General features: G+C 72.3%; 12 protein-coding genes. 3 read left to right on the top strand and 9 right to left on the bottom strand.

Going from position 1 to position 18770, the window contains the following annotated elements:
- Positions 1-82: 82 nt before the first annotated feature.
- Both FYW95_RS14255 and FYW95_RS27725 read right to left on the bottom strand, forming a co-directional pair.
- Complete coding sequence (locus FYW95_RS14255) at positions 83-1432, bottom strand: tyrosine-type recombinase/integrase (RefSeq protein WP_160050410.1); 1350 nt, start codon at positions 1430-1432, stop codon at positions 83-85.
- Positions 1433-2063: 631 nt separating this feature from the next.
- Complete coding sequence (locus tag FYW95_RS27725; RefSeq protein ID WP_201294858.1) at positions 2064-2765, bottom strand: trypco2 family protein; 702 nt, start codon at positions 2763-2765, stop codon at positions 2064-2066.
- 475 nt (positions 2766-3240) lie between these two features.
- Here FYW95_RS27725 and FYW95_RS14245 point away from each other — a divergent pair, with 475 nt between their 5' ends.
- Positions 3241-4608 carry an MFS transporter gene (locus FYW95_RS14245; RefSeq protein ID WP_159943312.1) on the top strand — a complete coding sequence of 456 codons (1368 nt, stop codon included), beginning with the start codon at positions 3241-3243 and terminating at the stop codon, positions 4606-4608.
- Positions 4609-4657: 49 nt separating this feature from the next.
- Here the strand turns inward: FYW95_RS14245 and FYW95_RS14240 are convergent, their stop codons facing one another.
- Together FYW95_RS14240 and FYW95_RS14235 are read right to left on the bottom strand one after the other, a co-directional pair.
- Positions 4658-6511 carry a glycoside hydrolase family 15 protein gene (locus FYW95_RS14240; protein ID WP_159943311.1) on the bottom strand — a complete coding sequence of 618 codons (1854 nt, stop codon included), beginning with the start codon at positions 6509-6511 and terminating at the stop codon, positions 4658-4660.
- 107 nt (positions 6512-6618) lie between these two features.
- Positions 6619-8406 (bottom strand): thiamine pyrophosphate-requiring protein, encoded by a 1788-nt coding sequence (locus tag FYW95_RS14235; RefSeq protein WP_159943310.1) that lies wholly within the window; start codon positions 8404-8406, stop codon positions 6619-6621.
- A 296-nt stretch (positions 8407-8702) separates the two neighbouring features.
- Between FYW95_RS14235 and FYW95_RS14230 the strand changes: the two genes are divergently transcribed.
- Positions 8703-11819: an FAD-binding and (Fe-S)-binding domain-containing protein gene (locus tag FYW95_RS14230; protein ID WP_159943309.1), complete on the top strand. Its 3117-nt coding sequence runs from the start codon at positions 8703-8705 to the stop codon at positions 11817-11819.
- A complete protein-coding gene (locus FYW95_RS14225) occupies positions 11816-12934 on the top strand; it encodes an enolase C-terminal domain-like protein (RefSeq protein WP_236572188.1) in 1119 nt (372 codons plus the stop codon). The genes FYW95_RS14230 and FYW95_RS14225 overlap by 4 nt, the downstream gene beginning before the upstream one ends.
- An 82-nt stretch (positions 12935-13016) precedes the next feature.
- On the opposite strand, the gene FYW95_RS14220 is transcribed toward FYW95_RS14225, so the two are convergent.
- The 5 genes from FYW95_RS14220 to FYW95_RS14200 are packed head-to-tail and all read right to left on the bottom strand — an operon-like array spanning position 13017 to position 18767.
- Positions 13017-14405: an NADH-quinone oxidoreductase subunit N gene (locus FYW95_RS14220; RefSeq protein WP_160050409.1), complete on the bottom strand. Its 1389-nt coding sequence runs from the start codon at positions 14403-14405 to the stop codon at positions 13017-13019.
- Positions 14406-14410: 5 nt separating this feature from the next.
- Positions 14411-15922 (bottom strand): complex I subunit 4 family protein, encoded by a 1512-nt coding sequence (locus FYW95_RS14215; protein ID WP_160050408.1) that lies wholly within the window; start codon positions 15920-15922, stop codon positions 14411-14413.
- 3 nt (positions 15923-15925) lie between these two features.
- On the bottom strand, positions 15926-17857 hold the full coding sequence (locus tag FYW95_RS14210) for a proton-conducting transporter transmembrane domain-containing protein (protein ID WP_159943306.1): 1932 nt from the start codon (positions 17855-17857) through the stop codon (positions 15926-15928).
- Positions 17854-18207 carry an NADH-quinone oxidoreductase subunit NuoK gene (gene nuoK / locus FYW95_RS14205; RefSeq protein WP_159943305.1) on the bottom strand — a complete coding sequence of 118 codons (354 nt, stop codon included), beginning with the start codon at positions 18205-18207 and terminating at the stop codon, positions 17854-17856. The genes FYW95_RS14210 and nuoK overlap by 4 nt, the downstream gene beginning before the upstream one ends.
- Positions 18204-18767: an NADH-quinone oxidoreductase subunit J gene (locus FYW95_RS14200; RefSeq protein ID WP_159943304.1), complete on the bottom strand. Its 564-nt coding sequence runs from the start codon at positions 18765-18767 to the stop codon at positions 18204-18206. Before FYW95_RS14200 ends, nuoK begins: the two co-directional genes overlap by 4 nt.
- Positions 18768-18770 lie beyond the last annotated feature (3 nt).

Genomic DNA, 18770 nt, shown 5'->3' with positions numbered 1-18770 from the left:
TGCGGTCAGCCGGATTCAGCAGCGGGGGTACAGGATGGGCCTGTACCCCCGCTGTGCCGTCAGATCACCTCGCTGTCAGGAGTCAGGCGGTGATCATGGTCGCGCTGCGGTGACGGATACTGCTCAACGCCTCGAGGGCGGTGTCGTCGGCCTCCGGCAGGGTGTGCAGGTAGCGCTCGGTGGTGGTGATGGAGGCGTGTCCCAACCGGTCCCGGACCACGGTGAGGCTGGCGCCTCCGGCAAGCAGCCACGACGCGTGCGCGTGTCGGAGCTGGTGCGGGGTCACCACCTTCGGCAACCCGGCCTTCTCCCTTGCCGGGTGCCAGATGTTCTTGCGGAACCAGTCCGCTGGAATGTGTCCATCTGTGGTGACCTCGCGCCTGCGTCTGGGCTTGTCCTTGCCCTCCGCGCGCCGGACAGCCCGGTAGCGGGCGAACGCGGCACGGCAGTACTCACAGCGGCACCTGCCGTTCGTATAGGCCGTGGTCGTACCGTGCTGGTACCTGCGCCCCCGGTCGTTGGGCGCCGTGAGCCCCAGGTCAACACCGTCGGGGACCCCGGGCACCGGGGCGTTGTCGTCCTGCTTCGGGAAGGAGAAGAGCAGGTCGTCATCGCGGATGCCGTGCGCCAGGGCGAAGGCGAGAACCTTCGTGATGAGGGGGCGGCTGAGCTTGAAGCGGCGGAACTTGCGGTCCTTCGGGTAATTCTTGACCAGGAATCGCCCGCCGGTCGGGTGCGACTTCGCGGTGAGTTCCACGACGGACCGGCTGACGGTGAGGATGCCCGTGGCCCGGTCGATGTCCTTGAGCCGGATCTCGCTCAGCTCTCCCCAGCGCAGCCCCGACTCGATGTCGAACTCCACCAGGAGCCGGAACCGCTCGCCCTCGATCGCGTCGTGGAAGTCGGAGAACTGCTCGGGGGTGATGATCTCGAACTGCTTCTTGCCGACCGTCGGCAGCACCACGCCCTTGCAGGGGTGGGTGAAGATGACCTGGTTGACGACGGCCGAGGTGAAGATGGCCGACAGGATGGTGGTCATGCGGTGGATGGAGGAGGCGGCCAGGCCCTCCTTCTGGCACTGCCGGACCCAGCTCTGGACGTGCTGGGGCAGGATCTCGTTCATGCGCATCTTGCCGAACTCGGGTACGAAGCGTCTGTTGACGGCGTAGGTGACGTTCTGTCGGGTGGACTCCTCCATGACGTGGTTGGGCAGCCAGGTGTTCAGGACGAAGTCGGCGAACCGCTGTCGTCCGTGCTTGGTGCTGGTGACGCGTCCCTCGGCGACCTTGGCCTCGGCGCGCTGCCACGCCCTGTCGGCTTCCTTCGCGGTGGCGAAGGTACCCGCTGAGCGCTCCTCCCCCTTGATGTCGGTGTAGTACGCGGTGAAGCGTGTCCCGCCCTTGGCGCTGGTGCGGGCGCGTGAGAACCCCATGTGGGCAGACCCCGTTCCTGACCGTGATCTGACCGTGTGACCGTGCGGTGGAGCGCGGCACCCGGCGTCACTTGGCGAACGGCAGAAAGCCGCTCAACAGGGGTAAGCCCGTTTCGGGGAGTCTCGTGACAGGTCGTTCCAGCGGTCGGATGATCGCTGATAAGGATGAGGCCCCAGGTTCAAGTCCTGGTACGCCCACACGGTTTGTGTAGTTCAGAGCCTTGTTCTCCCATAAGGAGAGCGGGGCTCTTCCTCTTTCGGCCCTCATTTGCCCCTGGGGCCCACGGCGTCCCTGTCAGAAGCGCACTCCCCCGGCGCCGGGCGGTACCGACGAAACGCCAAGTCGACAACGGACCGAATCGCCATGTCGACCCGACCGTAGCCGCCCCTCCCCGCTCGGACGGGGTACGCCCATAAGCTCCGGGAGTTCCGCGGCGGCCACCCGGTGGGCCCGGGGCCAGTCGGCGGGGAACCCGTGCCTCCGGGGTTCCGTGAGCCGTGGTCCGACCCGTGTGCGAAGTGGGACCGGTCGTCGTCCAGACCGGCCGAGGCGGGCGGCTCGACAAAACCCGGGAGTGGGAAAAGGCCTTCTCCTCCCCGGCCGTTGGTCCCTTTTGTATTGATTTCACCATCAGGAGAAACAAGCCTCCACAGCCACGTCCCGTGGCGGGGACACCGCCGCCGGCACGCCGGTCGTCGCAGGAAGGGGAGCAGGTGTTCCTCCCGTGCTCGGAAAGAGGAGAAGCTCAGTGATCTTTCCGTGTACCCCGACGCGGGGCGTTTCGGCGGCGGCCTTTTCTCGGCCTCGCCACGGATTCCTCGAACCATGCAAGGCACCCATGATGCCCGCTGTCCTGTCGGTGCCTTCGCTCAACACGATCACACCGACGTCCCATGAGGAATACGAGGGGTTCATCGGCTGGGTCCTGAGTCTGATCTCCGCACTGGGGGAGGTGGGCGTCGGCCTCGCCCCCGCCATCGAGACGCTTTCCCCCCGGTGCCCAGCGAGCTCGTCCTGCCGGTCGCCGGTTACCTCGCCTACTCCGGGGAGATGAACTTCGCCCTCGCCCTGTTCTGCGCGACGGTCGGCTCCATGGTCAGCGCGTGGATCCTCTACGCCGTGGGCGCCGACCCGGCCGTCCGCGCCCGCGGAGACCACGCCGAAGTTCACCCCGGCCTTCCCCGAGCCCTCCTTGTGCAGTTCCAGGAGGAACTCGACCTCGGCCTCGACGACCTCGATGCCGATCTCGTGGCCCTCACCCTCCTTCCTCGCGGTGTCGAGTTCCTGACGCAGCCGGCCGATGGCTTCGGCCAGTCCGATGCTGGAGGACATGTGCTGACTCCCGGGGGTGCGGCTGTCGGGCCTACGACGCGAAGGGTGAGTGTTATGGATCACACCGTCATGAATAGTCTTGCATGTCGGCCTGCTGTTAACGGGACGTCTTCGCCTGTGCCTAACTGATCTCGGACGCTTCGCGCGGACCCGGGCGCACCTCCGGGTCGACCCGGTGACATGTCGATTCGCCGACAGCGGCCGATCATGGCTGGTCACGAGGCCCACGCCACTGAAAGTGCCCTCCATCTAACCGACCGTTCGGTTGGTACATGCGCTCCGAGCTGCGAAAAACCGCCCCCGGTGTAGAAAGTGCCCTGAGTCACATGGCATGGTGTCCTGAGGCTCAGGCCGATGGTCGCCCCCGTCGCCGCGTGCGGCTCCGGGGGACGGGAGGCCCCACCGTCGTGGCCGCCCCGGCCGGGAGCCGCGAGAGGAACCCGACCCCGGTCGGCAGAGAACATACGGAGCACCCATGGCACATTCCGATCCCCCGGCCACCCAGCCGGCCGGCGCCGCCGACACCAGGGAACGGCGCCGCGTCCTCGCGGGCACCATGGTCGGAACCACCATCGAGTGGTACGACTTCTTCATCTACGCCCAGGCCGCGGGCCTGGTGCTCGCCCCCCTCTTCCTGGCCCCGCTCTCCGGTGCCAACCCCGCGCTGGCCCAGGTGCTGTCCTTCGCGACGATCGGCATCTCCTTCCTCTTCCGCCCCCTCGGCGCGATCGTCGCCGGTGCCCTCGGGGACCGGTTCGGCCGCAAGCGGGTCCTGGTGGGGACCCTCGTCATGATGGGCCTGGCCACCTTCCTCATCGGCGTCCTGCCCACCTACGCCCAGATCGGCGTGGCCGCGCCCGTCCTGCTGATCCTGCTGCGCATCGCCCAGGGCTTCTCCGCGGGCGGCGAGTGGGGCGGCGCGGCGCTGATGTCGGTGGAGCACGCGCCGGTCAGCAAACGCGGCTTCTTCGGCGCCTACCCCCAGATCGGCGTCCCCTGCGGCATGATCCTGGCGACCTTCGTCGTGTGGGTGCTCACCGCCACCATCGGCGCTGACGCGTTCCTGGCCTGGGGCTGGCGCATCCCCTTCCTGCTCTCCTTCGTGCTGATCATCGTCGGCCACCTCATCCGCAAGTCGGTCGAGGAGTCGCCCGTCTTCCAGCTGATGCAGAAGCGCCGGGCGCAGGCCTCCGCGCCCCTGGGCCGACTGCTGCGCCGCAACAGCCGCGAGGTGGTGCTGTCGGCGCTGATCTTCGTCGCCAACAACGCCGCCGGGTACCTCGTCATCGCCTACCTGGCCACCTACGCCTCCCGGCCGGTGGAGGAGTTCGGCCTGGGCATGGAACGCGGCCCCGTGCTGCTGGCCACCACCCTCGCCTCGTTCGGCTGGCTCGCCTCCACGCTGTACGGCGGCATCCTGAGCGACAGGCTCGGCCGGGTGCGGACCTTCCAGCTCGGCTACGTGCTGCTGGCAGCCTGGGCGGTGCCGATGTGGTTCCTGGTCGACACCGCCAACATCTACCTGTACTTCGTGGGCCTGCTCGTCTTCACGCTGACCCTCGGCTTCAGCTACGGACCCCAGTCGGCCCTGTACGCGGAGATGTTCCCGGCCGAGATCCGCTACTCCGGCGTCTCCATCGGTTACGCCCTCGGCGCGATCCTCGGCGGCGCCTTCGCGCCCATGATCGCCGAACTCCTGCTCACCGAGACCGGGGCCTCGTGGTCCATCGGCGCCTACATCGTCGTGCTCGCCGCGGTCTCCTTCGCCGGCGTCTCGTTGGTCAAGGAGCCCAAGGGGGTCGACCTGCACGTGGAGGGCACCGACCCCGACCCCACGCCGTAGCGCGCCCGCGCGGGGCGACAGGCCGGTTCGCCGACCTGTCGCCCCGTCGTCATGTCGACTCGTCGACTCGTCGGTCCCGCGGCGCGGTCACCCGCCCCCCGGTCCCCGACCTCTGCCGCGACGGACCGCGGCGGCCCCGCTCCAGTTCGAAGGCGGTGTCGACCAGGGCGATGTGGGACAGGGCCTGGGGGAAGTTGCCGATCAGCCTTCCGGTGTCGGGGTCGTACTCCTCAGACAGCAGCCCCAGGTCGTTGCGCAGGGACAGCAGGTGCTCGAAGCGGTCCCTGCCCTCCTCGGCGCGGCCCTGCATGATGAGGTTGTCGGCGAGCCAGAAGGTGCAGGGCAGGAACACGCCCTCGCCCGGCGGGAGGCCGTCCACCCGCCGCGTCGCCTCCTCCATGGAGTAGCGCTGCACCAGGCCGTCGCGGCACAGCTCGCGTTGGACGGCCGCCACGGTCCCCCTCATGCGTTCGTCGGTGGCGGGGAGGAACCCCACGCTGCTGGTCATCAGCAGCGCGGCGTCCAGGGACGAGGACCCGTAGTACTGGGTGAAGGTGCGGCGCTCGGCGTCGTAGCCGTTCGCGCACACGTCCCGGAAGATCTCCTCGCGCAGGCGCCGCCAGTCGTTCACCGGGCCCTCCAGCCCGAACATCTCGATCCCCTTGACGGCTCGGTCCACGGCGGTCCACGCCATGATCTTGGAGTGCGTGAACTGCCTCCGGGGACCGCGCATCTCCCAGATCCCGTTGTCGGGGTCGCGCCAGTGCGACTCCAGGAAGTCCATCAGGGAGCGCTGGAGCCGCCAGGCCGGCTCCTGGGGCGGGATCCCGTGGATCCTGGACTGGTGGAAGACGTCCATCACCTCGCCGTAGACGTCGAGCTGCCACTGGCGGGCCGCCTCGTTGCCGATCCTGACGGGGACGGACCCCTCGTAGCCGGAGAGCCACTCCAGCTCCAGTTCGGGCAGCCTGCGCTCCCCCTCGATGCCGTACATGATCCGCATCTGCGCGGGCTCGCCCGCGACGGCGCGCAGCAGCCACTCGCGCCACGCGACGGCCGCCTCCGTGTACCCGGACTCCAGGAGGGTGAGCAGGGTCAGCGTCGCGTCGCGCAGCCAGCAGTACCTGTAGTCCCAGTTGCGCACGCCGCCGAGCTGCTCGGGCAGCGAGGCGGTGGCGGCGGCCACCATGCCGCCGCCCGGGGCGTGTGTCAGGGCCTTGAGGGTGATCAGGGACCTGACGACCGCGTCGCGGTACCGGCCCTCGTAGCCGCACCGGGACGCCCACCCCCGCCAGAACAGGTCCGTGTGCGCGATGACCGCACCGACGTCGAACGGTTCCGGCTCCGGGGAGCGCGGCGGCACCCAGGTGAGGCCGAAGTCCGCGCGGTCCCCCGCCGCGATCGTGAACTCCGCGGCCGGATCCGCCCCCGGCCCGAACCCGAACTCCACGTCGGAGTCCAGGTAGCAGTCGTCGGGGCCGGCGACGAGGTGCAGCCGCCGCCCGTCCCGGCGCACCCACGGCACGACCGAACCGTAGTCGAAGCGCACCACCGCCTCGGAACGCATGCGCACGCGTCCCTCCACACCCTCCACACGGCGCACCATGCCCGTGCGGTGAGTGCCCACGGGCATGCAGTCGACGACTCGCACCGTGCCCTCGGCGCAGCGGAACTCGGTCTCCAGGACCAGGCTGTCGGGCCGGTACCGGCGCGCCGACATCCGGTGCTCCCCGACCGGGGCCATGGTCCAGCGGCCGTTTCCCGGGCCGCCCAGGAGCGCCGCGAAGCAGGCCCCCGAGTCGAACCGCGGTAGGCACAGCCAGTCCACGCTCCCGTCCGCGCCGACCAGGGCGGCGGTCTCCATGTTTCCCAGGAACGCGTAGTCCTCGATGGGAAGGGCCAACCGGTCCTCCGTTCCCTCGCTCCGCGGCCGGGGCGGTACCGTACCACCGCCCCGGCCGCGATCTCACGGACGTGCGCGGGACCGTGACGGGTCCCGCGACGCCACCGTCACCGTCCGCCCGGGATGAAGTCCTGGGCCTTGGACTTGACCCCCTGCTTGACCACATCCCAGGCCTCCGGGTCGCCCTTGGCCAGGGCCTTGGCCACGCTCTCCATCTGCTCCAGCGTCGCGTGCGGCGGGATCGGCGGGATGGTCGGGTCGGTGACGAACTCGACCACGCAGGGCCGGTCCGCGGCCAGCGCCCGCTCCCACGCCCCCCGGACGTCGCCGGGGTCGTTGACCTTGATCCCCAGCATCCCGATGCTCTCGGCGAACCCGGCGTACGGGAAGTCGGGGATGCGCTGGGAGGGGATGAACTGGGGCGCGTCGCCCATGGCGCGCAGCTCCCACGTCACCTGGTTGAGGTCGCCGTTGTTCAGCACGGCGATGATCACCCGGGGGTCGTCCCACTCCTTCGCGTAGTGGTTGATGGTGATCAGCTCGTTGAGGCCGCTCATCTGCATGGCGCCGTCGCCGACGAACGCGATCACCGGACGTTCCGGGTGGGCGAACTTCGCCCCCGTGGCGTACGGGGCGCCGGGGCACATGGTGGCCAGCGTCCCCGACAGGGAACCGCGCATCCCCTTGCGGAACTTCAGGTGACGCGCGTACCAGTTGGCCACCGAGCCCGAGTCCGCGGTCACGACGACGTCGTCGGGCAGCATCGGCGACAGCTCGTGGAAGACGCGCTCGGGGTTGACCGGGTCGGCGTCCACGTGGGCCCGCCGCTCCATCACCTCGTACCAGCGCCTCACGTCCTCCTCGACCTTCTCCCGCCAGGAGCGGTCGGCCTTGCGGTCGACCAGAGGCAGCAGCATCCGCAGCGTCTCGGCGGCGTCGCCGACCAGGTTGCACTCGAACGGGTACCGCATACCGACCATGGCCGGGTCGATGTCGATCTGGACGGCGCGCGCCTGGCCGAACTCCGGCATGAACTGGGTGTAGGGGAAGCTGGAGCCCACCATGAGCAGGGTGTCGCAGTCCCGCATCAGCTCGTAGGAGGGCCGGGTGCCCAGCAGTCCGATCGCACCGGTGACGAAGGGCAGGTCGTCGGGCAGCGCGTCCTTGCCCAGGAGGGCCTTGGCCACTCCGGCGCCGAGCTTGTCGGCCATCTCCGCGACCTCGTCCGCCGCGCCCCTGGCGCCCTGGCCGATCAGCATCGCGACGCGCTCGCCCGAGTTGAGGATCTCGGCGGCCTGGGCCAGCCCCTCGGCGGACGGGGTGGACTGCGGTGCGGGCATCCCCAGGCTGGAGGGCACCATCTTGAACTCGTGCTCGGGCGGGGAGTACTCCAGCTCCTGGACGTCGCCCGGAATGATGATGGCCGTCACCGTCCGCCTGCTGGCGGCGATCCGGAACGCCCGGTCCAGCACGTTGGGCAGCTGCTCGGGAACGGTGACCATCTGGAGGTAGTCGCTGGCCACGTCCTTGTACAGCGACATCAGGTCGACCTCCTGCTGGTAGGAGCCGCCCATCGCGCTGCGGTCGGTCTGGCCGATGATCGCCACCACCGGCACGTGGTCGAGCTTGGCGTCGTAGAGGCCGTTCAGCAGGTGGATGGCCCCCGGTCCGGAGGTGGCCGCGCACACGCCCACGCGGCCGGAGAACTTGGCGTACCCGGTGGCCTCGAAAGCCGCCAGCTCCTCGTGTCTGGACTGGATGAAGCGGGGGTTGTTCTCGGCTCTGTCCCACGCCGCGAGCAGGCCGTTGATGCCGTCGCCCGCGTAGGAGAAGACGTGCTCCACCCCCCATTCCCGCAGACGCTTCAGTACGTAGTCGGACACCAGTTCCGCCATGACCGTTTCCCTCCTGGGATCGACACCGTGATCGGCTCCGCGCTCGCGGCGTCCCCGCCCGCTACCGCGGGCGGGTCCACCCGCACCGTCTCCTCCGGTCACGGGAGCCCTTCGCTGCCGCGACTACCCGACCGCTCTCGGTGTCATTCACCTTCGGGGTCATCGCCGCGTCATCTCTGTCCCACGGGACGCGGACACGAGGTTTCGTCGGAACGGAGACGGTTAGGGGCGGCGGGTGGCTCCGCGTCCGCCGCGGAGGCCGCCTTCCGCGTTCCCGGATCCGATGGACGGACACCATGCCGACGGAATGGACGGCCCGAGAGGCCGTGAACCTGCCAACGCCCCGGCGGGAATCCGCGCCGACGGTCACCGGCGTCGACGCCGAGGCACTCGCCCGCGACCTCGCCGCGAGGGTGGACGGCGAGGTCCGCTTCGACACGGCTTCGCTCGCCACCTACGCGACGGCCGCGTCCAACTACCGACAGGTCCCCGTGGGGGTCGTCGTGCCCCGCACGGTCGAGGCCGGGGCCGAGGCCGTGGCGGTGTGCCGCGAACACGGCGCCCCCGTGCTCTCCCGGGGCGGCGGCACGAGCCTGGCGGGACAGTGCAGCAACGCGGCGGTCGTGATCGACTGGTCCAAGTACTGCACGCGCGTGCTCAGCATCGACCCCGACGAGCGCACCGCCGTCGTCGAACCGGGCATCGTCCTGGACCACCTCAACGAGCGGACGAGCCGGGTGGAGGAGGGACTGGTCTTCGGCCCGAGCCCCTCCACCCACAGCCACTGCACGATCGGCGGCATGATCGGCAACAACTCCTGCGGGTCCAGCGCGCAGGCCTACGGCAAGACCGTGGACAACGTGCTCCGGCTGGAGGTGCTCACCTACGACGGGTGCCGGATGTGGGTGGGGCCCACCTCCGACGAGGAGTACGAGCGCATCGTGGCCGAGGGCGGGCGCCGCGCCGAGATCTACCGCGGCCTGCGCCGGGTCCGGGACCGCTACGCCACGGCCGTCCGGCGCAGGTTCCCCGACATCCCCCGCCGCGTCTCCGGCTACAACCTCGACTCCCTGCTGCCCGAGAACGGGTTCGACCTGGCCGCCGCGCTCGTGGGCTCCGAGGGCACCCTGGTGACGGTCCTGCGCGCCGAGGTGAGCCTGGTCACCGAACCCGCGGCCATGGCGATGGCGGTGTGCGGCTACTCCGACATCTTCGCCGCCGCCGACGCCGTCCCCGAGGTGCTGGAGTACGAGCCCTACGCGCTGGAGGGGCTGGACGACAAGCTCATCGGCTACGAGAGGCGCAAGCACCTGTACCCCGACGCGGTGGCCCGGATGCCCGAGGGCCCCGGCTGGCTGATGGTGCAGTTCGGCGGGGAGAACCGGGAGGAGGCCGCCTCCCGTGCCCGGGACTTCGCCGACGCCGTGCGCTCCTCCGGCAGCACGGGGGACACCAGGGTCTTCGACGACCCCGAACACGTGGCCGAGATGTGGAAGGTGCGCGAGGCGGGCCTGGGCGCCACGGCCCGGGTCCCGGCCGAACGCGACACCTGGGAGGGCTGGGAGGACTCCGCGGTGCCCCCCGACCGCTTCGGGGACTACCTGCGCGACCTGCACAGGCTGATGGAGGAGTTCGGCTTCGCGGACCGCTCCTCCCTGTACGGGCACTTCGGGCACGGGTGCCTGCACACGCGCATCCCCTTCGACCTGCGCACGCGCGAGGGGATCACCGACTTCCGGGGGTTCGTCGAACGCGCCGCCGACCTGGTGGTCTCCTACGGCGGTTCGCTCTCGGGCGAGCACGGGGACGGCCAGTCCCGCGCGGAGCTGTGGCCGAAGATGTTCGGGCCGGAGCTGATGCCCGCCTTCTCCGAGGTCAAGCGGATCTTCGACCCCGACGACCGGATGAACCCGGGCAAGCTCGTCTCCCCCGACGGCGGCGGTCCCCGCCGGCTCGACGAGGACCTGCGGCTGGGCACCGACTACCAGCCCGCCCCGACCGACACCTACTTCGGCTACCCGCACGACGACGCCGACTTCAGCAGGGCCGTCCTGCGCTGCGTGGGCGTGGGAGAGTGCCGCAAGGACAGCGGCGGGGTCATGTGCCCCAGCTACCGGGTCACCCGGGAGGAGGAGCACTCCACCCGGGGCCGCGCCCGGCTCCTGTTCGAGATGCTCGAAGGCGACGTGGTCGAGGGCGGATGGCGCTCCGAGGAGGTCGACCACGCCCTGGACCTGTGCCTGGCCTGCAAGGGGTGCAAGACCGACTGCCCCGTCAACGTCGACATGGCCACCTACAAGGCCGAGTTCCTCGCCCACCACCACGCCGGGCGTGTGCGTCCCGCCGCGCACTACAGCCTCGGCTGGCTCCCCGTGTGGGCCCGGGCCGCCTCCCTGGCGCCCGGGCTGGTGAACGCGCTGAGCTCCCGACCGCTGCTGACCCGTCTGGGCAAGCGCCTCGGCGGTGTCGCGGCCCAGCGCCCGGTGCCGCCGTTCGCCCCGGTCCGCTTCAGCGACTCCCTGCGCAGACGGGGTTCGCGCGGCGGTGAACGCGGCGAGGTGATCCTGTGGCCGGACACCTTCACCGACAACTTCCACCCCGCCGTCGGATCGGCGGCGGTCCGGGTCCTGGAGGCGGCGGGTTTCCGAGTCCGGGTGCCGCCGCGGACCCTGTGCTGCGGACTGACCTGGATCTCCACCGGCCAGTTGGGCGTCGCGCGCCGGGTCCTGCAACGCACGGTGTCCACCCTGCGCGACGACATCCGCTCGGGTACGCCCGTCATCGGCCTGGAGCCCTCGTGCACGGCCGTCTTCCGCGCCGACGCACCCGAGCTGTTTCCGCACGACCAGGACGTCGAGCGGCTGCGCTCCCAGGTCTTCACGCTCTCGGAGTTCCTCAACCGGTACGCCCCCGACTGGGATCCGCCCCGCCTGGGCCGGGCGGCCGTCGCCCAGCCGCACTGCCACCAGCACGCGGCCCTCGGCTTCGAGGAGGACGCCCGCCTGCTGGAGCGCGCGGGCGCCGACGTGGACGTCCTCGACGTCGGCTGCTGCGGCCTGGCGGGCAACTTCGGCTTCGAGGAGGGGCACTACGAGGTCTCCATGGCCGTCGCCGAGTCGGGTCTGCTGCCCGCCGTGCGCGGGGCCGACCGGGGGGCCGTCCTGCTCGCCGACGGGTTCAGCTGCCGCACCCAGATCGAGCAGGCCGGTACCGGACGCGAGGCGGTCCACCTCGCCGAGGCGCTGGACCTCGCCATGCGCGACGCCCTGCCGGAGCAGCGGCCCGAGCGCGCCGCGACCCGCTTCGCGCCCCCGCGCCGCGTTCCCCCCTACGACGCGCACGAGATGCGGGAGGCGGCCGAACGCGTGGGCCGCGCCTCCGTCCGCGTCCCCGAGCCCGAGGAGGGGAGATGATGATGCGGGACGCGGCCGATCCGTCCGTCAGCGGGGTGGGCGCGGCCGTCTACACGGTCCCCACCGACCGCCCCTCCGCGGACGGTACGCTCACCTGGGACTCCACCACGATGGTGCTCGTCCGCGTGAGCGGGGGCGGACACGAGGGGCTGGGCTGGACCTACGGGCCCGCCGCCTGCGCCTCCGTCGTCCGCGACCTGCTCGCCGACCGGGTGCGGGGCCGTCCCGTGCTCGACGTCCCCGCCTCCCTGGAGGCCATGGTCCGCGCCGTGCGCAACGCGGGCAGGCCGGGCGCGGCGGGCTACGCCGTCTCCGCCGTCGAGACCGCGCTGTGGGACCTCAAGGCGCGCCTGCTCGGCCTGCCCCTGTACCGGCTGCTCGGCGCCGTCCACCGGAGCGCGCCGCTGTACGGCAGCGGCGGCCTGACCAGCTACACCGACGACGTGCTGCGCGAACAGCTGGAGCACTGGGTGCACGGGCAGGGCTTCACCAGGGTCAAGGTCAAGATCGGGGAGTCGTGGGGCGCGCGCGAGGACCGCGACCTGGAACGGCTCCGCCTGGCCCGGGAGGCGGTCGGAACCGGGACCGAGCTGTTCGCCGACGCCAACGGCGGCTACACCGCCAAACAGGCGATCCGGTTGGCCGGCCCCCTGGCCGACCTGGACGTGCGCTGGCTGGAGGAGCCCGTCTCCTCCGACGACCTCGACGGCCTGCGGCGGGTGCGCGACTCCGTCACCGCCGACGTGGCCGCCGGGGAGTACGGCTTCGACCTGGCCTACTTCCAGCGGATGTGCGCGGCCGGGGCCGTGGACTGCCTCCAGGCGGACATCACCCGGTGCGGCGGCGTCCTGGAGCTGCGGCGAGCGGCGGCCGTGGCCGCCGCGCACGGTCTGGAGGTCTCCGCGCACTGCGCCCCCTACCTGCACCGCCACGCGGTGCTGGCCCTGCCCAACCTGCGCCACGTGGAGTGGTTCCACGACCACGTGCGCATCGAGTCCCTCTTCTTCGACGGCGCCGACCCGCCGGCGGAGGGCGTCCTGCGGCCGGATCCCGACCGGCCGGGACACGGGCTCACCCTCCGGGAGGCCGACGCGGAACGCTACCGGACGGGTTGACCCGGAGCCGGCAACACGCGCGCGGCGGGGCGGAAGCCGGTTCCGCCCCACCGCGCGCGTCCCGTGGCCGCCGCGGAACCCCTCACAGCAGCGCCAGGACCGGTCCTGCGGCGATCCCCGCGCCGAGGGAGACCGCCGCCGCGGCGACCGCGACCCCGGTGCTCCACGGAGCGGCCCCCCGCTGCCGCGCCCCCGCCTCCTCCGGGGAGGAGAAGAGCGGCAGGACCCACCGCAGGTAGTAGAAGAGGCTGGCCAGGGTGTTCACCGCGGCCACCACCATGAGCCAGCCCAGCCCCGCCTCCAGCGCTGCCGCGAACAGGATGAGCTTGCCGACGAACACCGCCGTGGGCGGGGTCCCCACGAACCCCAGCAGGCACACGACCAGGCTCAGCGCGAGCCAGGGCCGATCGCGGAAGAGGCCCCGGTGATCCTCCAGCGTCCGGGTGCCGAGGGCGCACACGACCGCGAACGCCCCTAGGTTGGCCGCCGCGTAGGCGCCCAGGTAGAACAGCAGGCCCGGCCGGGCGAGCTCCGCCCCGCCGGCCGCGGCGGCCATCAGCAGGTAGCCCGCCTGGCTGACCGTGGAGTAGCCCAGCAGGCGGCGCGCGTCGGTCTGGAGGAAGGCGGCCAGGTTGCCCAGGGTCATCGACGCCGCGGCCAGGATCGCGAACAGCACGGCCCAGTCCGGAGCCGACCCGGGCAGGACCCCGTCCGCCAGGCGGTACAGGGCCGCCAGCGCGCCGACCTTGGGCACGGTGGTGACGAAGGCGGCGACGGGGGCCGGAGCGCCCTGGGCCACGTCGGGCACCCAGAAGTGGACGGGCACTCCTCCCGCTTTGAACAGCAGTCCCGCCAGCACCGCGACCGCACCGGTTCCGACGAGGGCCCGGGGAGCCCCGGGCAGGGCGTCGGCCAGGCCCGCGTATCCGGTCGTGCCGCCCGCGCCCAGCAGCAGGGCGGTCCCGGTCAGCAGCAGGATCCCCGCCAGGGCGCCCAGCAGGTAGACCTTCAGGGCGGCCTCGGTGCCCGTGCCGTCCTTGGCGAAGCCCACCAGGGCGTAGAGGGGGATGCTCGCCAGCAGGTAGGCCGCGGCGAGCACCAGCAGGTCGTCGGCGCCCGCCAGTGCCACCGTTCCCAGGGCGGCGAGCAGCGACAGGACGTGGAACTCCGACGCGCGCGGATGGGAGGCGGGGGAGTCGGCGGCCAGGAGCACCGTCGCCAGGGTGCCCGCGATCACCGTGACGCGCACCGCGTGTGTGACGGTGTCCACCGTGTAGCCGCCCGAACCGGAGGGGGGCGCCGCGGCGGCGGCCAGTGCCGCGGCCAGCGCGGCCAGCAGTGCCGCGACCACCAGCAGGCGGACGCGCCCCTGCCGTTCCCGGGGCGTCCAGCTGCCGAGCAGGAGCGCGCCCACCGCCGCGAGCGCCATGACCAGCTCGGGCAGCAGGGAGAGCGGGTCCGTCATCTCCATGCCGCTCACCCGGAGACCAGGGCGGCGACGGCGTCGGCCGCCGGCGCGATCAGGTCGAGCAGGAAGCGCGGCGTCAGGCCGATGAGCACGGACAGGGCCAGCAGCGGAGCGATCGCTGCGGTCTCGCGCAGGGACAGGTCGCCGACCCGGGGGGTGAGCGGCCCCGGTCCGCCCAGGAACAGCCGCTGCAGCGCCCGCAGCAGCAGGGCGGCCGTGACGAGGACGCCCAGCAGCGCCAGGGCCGTGGGCACCGGGACGGCTCCGAGGCTGCCCGCGAAGATCTGGAACTCCGCGATGAACCCCGACAGGCCCGGCAGCCCCAGCGATCCGAAGGCGGCCACCGCCGCCAGCGCGGCGAAGCGCGGCGCGCCCGCGGCCAGGCCGCCGTACGATCCCATGTCGTAGCTGTCCCCGCGGGCGCGCAGCACCCCGGCCAGCAGGAACAGCGCGCCCGTCAGCAGGCCGTGGCTGACCATCTGCGTGACGGCGCCGGTGACCGCCAGGGACGCCGCGTCGGCCTGCTGCCGCGTGGCCAGTCCCGCAGCGCCCAGGCCCAGCAGGACGTACCCCATGTGGTTCACGGACGTGTAGGCGACCATGCGCTTGAAGTCGGTCTGCGCGAGCGCGACGAGCGCCCCGTAGAGGACCGAGACCACGCCGACCACCACCGCGACCATGGCGTACTCCCGCCAGGCCCCGGGCAGGACCGGCATCGCGATCCGCACGAACCCGTAGGTGCCCATCTTCAGCAGCACACCGGCCAGGATCGCCGAGCCGGCCGCGGGCGCGTCCGTGTGCGCCGGGGGCAGCCAGGTGTGGAAGGGCACCGTGGGCGTCTTGACCGCCAGGCCCGTCCCGACCGCCAGCAGTACCAGCCCGGCCGCCGCTCCCCCGCCCGCCAACGGGGTCTGCTCCGCCAGTTCGACCATGTCGAAGGTGCGCGGGTCGGAGGCCGCGTACAGGCCGATGAAGCCCAGCAGCAGCGCCAGGGACCCCAGGAAGGTGTAGAGGAAGAACTGCAGCGCCGAGCGGGCGGGCCGCCCGTGGCCCCACCCGGCGATGACGAAGTACATCCCCACGATGGACAGGTCGAAGAAGACGAAGAACAGCAGCAGGTCCAGGGCGCTGAACACCCCCAGGGACACCGTCTGCAGGAACAGGAAGAGGACGGCGTGGGCCCGGGCGCGCCTCCTCTGGTGGAGCGAGTACACCGCGCACGCGAGGAAGAGCACCGACGTCATCGCCATCAGCGGCAGGGAGATCCCGTCGGCGCCGACGTGGTACGACGCGCCGACGCTGGGGATCCACAGCAGCCGCTCCTCGTAGGCCGGTCCGGATCCGCCGACGCCGGGTGCGCGCACGGCGGACGGGTAGGCCGCCCACAGCCCGAGGACGAGGACCAGGTCCAGGGCCGCCGCCCCGACCCAGGTCCAGGCGACCACCGTGTCACGCGGACGCGGGAGGGCCAGGAGCGCCAGGCCCGTGAGCAGGGGAAGGAACACGACGACGGAGAGCACGCCTCACCTCAGCAGGACGACGACGGCGGCCAGGACCACGAGTGCGACGACGGCCTGGACGTAGTACTGGTGCAGCAGGCCGGTCTGGGGGCGCAGCGCCCACGAGGCCAGCACGCGGGTGCCGGAGACGACCGAGCGCACCGCCCCGTCGGCGCCCGCCTCACCCCGGCGTCCGGCCAGCGAGGCGGCGCGCGCCACCAGCCCGGCGCAGGAGCGCACGCCCCGGGCGAGCACCCGGTCGTCGAGCACCGCCAGGCCGCCGGACAGTGACGCGGCCGCGCGGACGCCGCCACGTACCCCGCCCGCGACCACGCGGTCGTCGAAGGCGGCCAGAGCCCGGGCGAGGACGACCACGGGGCGCACGACCAGCGCGCGCGCCACCGCCTCCAGACCGAGCCACCCCGCCAGCAGCCGCCGGCCGGGAAGGGGCGCGGTGCGCTCCCGGACCACCGCCCACGCCGTCACGCCGGCCACCGAGGCGACCAGCAGCCCCGACAGGGCCGTCCCGCCGGCCGTGGGCCCGGGTTCCTCCGCGGCCCCCAGCAGGACGTGCCACCACCGCGACACCGGGGGCAGGGCCATGGCGCCGAGGCCGACCGCGGCGGCGGCCAGAGCGGCGAGCGGGACCGCCTCGGCGGCATCCGGGCGGCCGGGGCCGGGCCGGGCGCCCTCCCCGCGCACCGGGGACCAGACGACGGCGAGCACCCGGGCGGCGTAGGCCGCGCTGACCGCCGACGCCGCCAGCCCGGTCGCGTACAGGGCGGGGCCCAGTTGCTGCGCCGCGGCGAGCGTCTCGTCCTTGGCAGTCCACAGCGGCAGCGGCGGCAGCCCGGCCACCGTCAGCGCGCCGACCGTGAAGGCGGCACCGGTCCAGGGTACGCGCCGTGCCGCGCCGCGCAGGTCGCGCAGTTCCTGGGTGCCCAGAGCCGCGAGCCATGCTCCGGCGCACAGGAACAGCGAGCTCTTGGCCGCGGCGTGCGCGGTGAAGTGCAGCATGCCGCCGCCCACACCGCCCGCGCCCGCGGCCAGGACGACGAACCCCATGTGGGAGGCGGTCGAGGCCGCGAGGAGTTGTTTGAGCCGGGACTGGTGCAGGGCCACCGCTCCCAGTGCCAGCGCGGTCGCCGCCCCGGTCCAGGCCAGGACCGGCCCGGCCCACCCCGTGGCGGCCAGGGCGGGTTCTGACCGCAGCAGCAGGTAGGCGCCGGCGGCGACCATCGTGGCCGAGTGCAGGAGGGCCGAGACCGGGCTGGGACCGGCCATCGCCCGGGAGAGCCAGAAGCTGAACGGCAGCTGCGCCGACTTGCCCAGCGCCGCGAGGACCACGCCCGCCACGGCCGCGTCACGCCATCCGCCCTCCAGCGCCGCCAGGCCGGAGAGCCGCAGGCCCTCGGCTCCCCCCGCCAGCGCCGCTCCCGCGGCCAGGTACAGGCCGAGGTCCCCGGCCCGCGTGGTGACGAAGGCCAGCGTCGCCGAGCGGACGCGGAAGGCCTCCTTCCACCAGTAGCCGATGAGGGCGTAGGAGAGGGCGCCCATGACCTCCCACGCCGCGAGCAGAGTGAACAGGTTGGTGGCGGTCACCGCGGTGAGCATCGCCGCGGTGAAGAGCAGCATGAGGCCGAAGAAGCGCCCGCGCGCCTGGTCGGCCCCGATCTCGGCGGTGGCGAAGAGCACGACCGCCAGCGCGACGGCGGACACGGTGAGCACCGCGACCGCCGACAGGCCGTCCACCGCCAGACCCGCCGGGACGCCCGCGAGCATCGGAACGGCCGTACCCGGACGGGTCACCGCCGCGGCGGCGGACGCGGCCAGGGCCAGGGCGAGGGCGCCGACGGCGCAGGGCGCGGCGACCGCGTCCGCCCGGCGTCCCGACAGCAGCAGGGCCGCGCCCGCCACGGCGGGTACGCCCACCAGCGCCCACAGCGCTGCCGTCACCGTTCACCACCGCCCCCGTGACCGCCGTGGTCACCCGGGCCTCCGCGGTCGGCGAGGTCGGCGGCCATGTCGACCATGTCGACGTCGCGCGCGCGGAACAGCGCGGTGGTGACGGCGAAGCCCATCGCCATCTCCACCGCCATCGCGGTGACCGCGACCAGGACCAGGACCTGTCCGTCGGGGCTCTGCGGCGAGGTGTACAGCCACAGGGCGGCCGCGGTGACGATGACGGCGTTGACCATCAGCTCCAGGCCCATCATCACCATGACCACGGACTGCTGGCTGAGCGCGCCGAACAGGCCCACCGAGAACAGGGCCGCCGCCAGCAGGAGGTAGGCCTCCAGCATCATCGGCCCAGCCCCCCGCCGATCGGGTCGTCGGGGTGCTCGCGCCGGAGGTCGTCGCCGTAGCGGTCGTAGCGGCCCCGGGAGGTGGCGAGCACGGTGGCGGCCACCATGGTCGCGAACAGCACCATGCCCACGAGCATCATCACCAGCATGTGCCGCCCCATGACCGCCTCGCCCAGCGCGAACGCCGGGTCGGCGGGGGGCGCTCCCCCCGCCTCCGGCCAGGGCACGAGCACGACCCCCGCGGCCAGCAGCAGGAACACCCCGGCGGACACCGCCAGGGCGCCGTTCCTGTTGTGCACCATCGACATCGGCATGAGCCCGGCCGGGTTCATCATGTACATGACCATGAAGACGGCCATGACCATCATCTCCATGACCATCATGAGGACCACCAGCACACCCAGGTAGGACAGCCCCAGGAGCAGGACCGCCGTGCCGGTGAACAGGAACGAGGCCAGCAGGGCGAAGGTCGCCCGGGCCATGGAGTCCACCGCGAACACCGCGGCCCCGGACGCGACCGCGCCCACGGCGCAGACCGCAAACACCACCGTCTCGGTCACCGT

Origin of the sequence: Nocardiopsis sp. FR4, assembly GCF_009830945.1 — a bacterium.
Lineage (GTDB): Bacteria > Actinomycetota > Actinomycetes > Streptosporangiales > Streptosporangiaceae > Nocardiopsis.
The sequence above is the reverse complement of the archived record's forward strand: the minus strand, read 5'-3'. Positions and strand labels throughout refer to the sequence as shown.

Excerpts from the sequence above, each read along its gene's own strand:
- FYW95_RS14255 (WP_160050410.1), bottom strand. The coding sequence starts at position 1,432 with ATGGGGTTCTCACGCGCCCGCACCAGCGCCAAGGGCGGGACACGCTTC.
- FYW95_RS27725 (WP_201294858.1), bottom strand. The coding sequence starts at position 2,765 with ATGTCCTCCAGCATCGGACTGGCCGAAGCCATCGGCCGGCTGCGTCAG.
- FYW95_RS14245 (WP_159943312.1), top strand. The coding sequence starts at position 3,241 with ATGGCACATTCCGATCCCCCGGCCACCCAGCCGGCCGGCGCCGCCGAC.
- FYW95_RS14235 (WP_159943310.1), bottom strand. The coding sequence starts at position 8,406 with ATGGCGGAACTGGTGTCCGACTACGTACTGAAGCGTCTGCGGGAATGG.
- FYW95_RS14230 (WP_159943309.1), top strand. The coding sequence starts at position 8,703 with ATGCCGACGGAATGGACGGCCCGAGAGGCCGTGAACCTGCCAACGCCC.
- FYW95_RS14225 (WP_236572188.1), top strand. The coding sequence starts at position 11,816 with ATGATGATGCGGGACGCGGCCGATCCGTCCGTCAGCGGGGTGGGCGCG.
- FYW95_RS14220 (WP_160050409.1), bottom strand. The coding sequence starts at position 14,405 with ATGGAGATGACGGACCCGCTCTCCCTGCTGCCCGAGCTGGTCATGGCG.
- nuoK (WP_159943305.1), bottom strand. The coding sequence starts at position 18,207 with ATGATGCTGGAGGCCTACCTCCTGCTGGCGGCGGCCCTGTTCTCGGTG.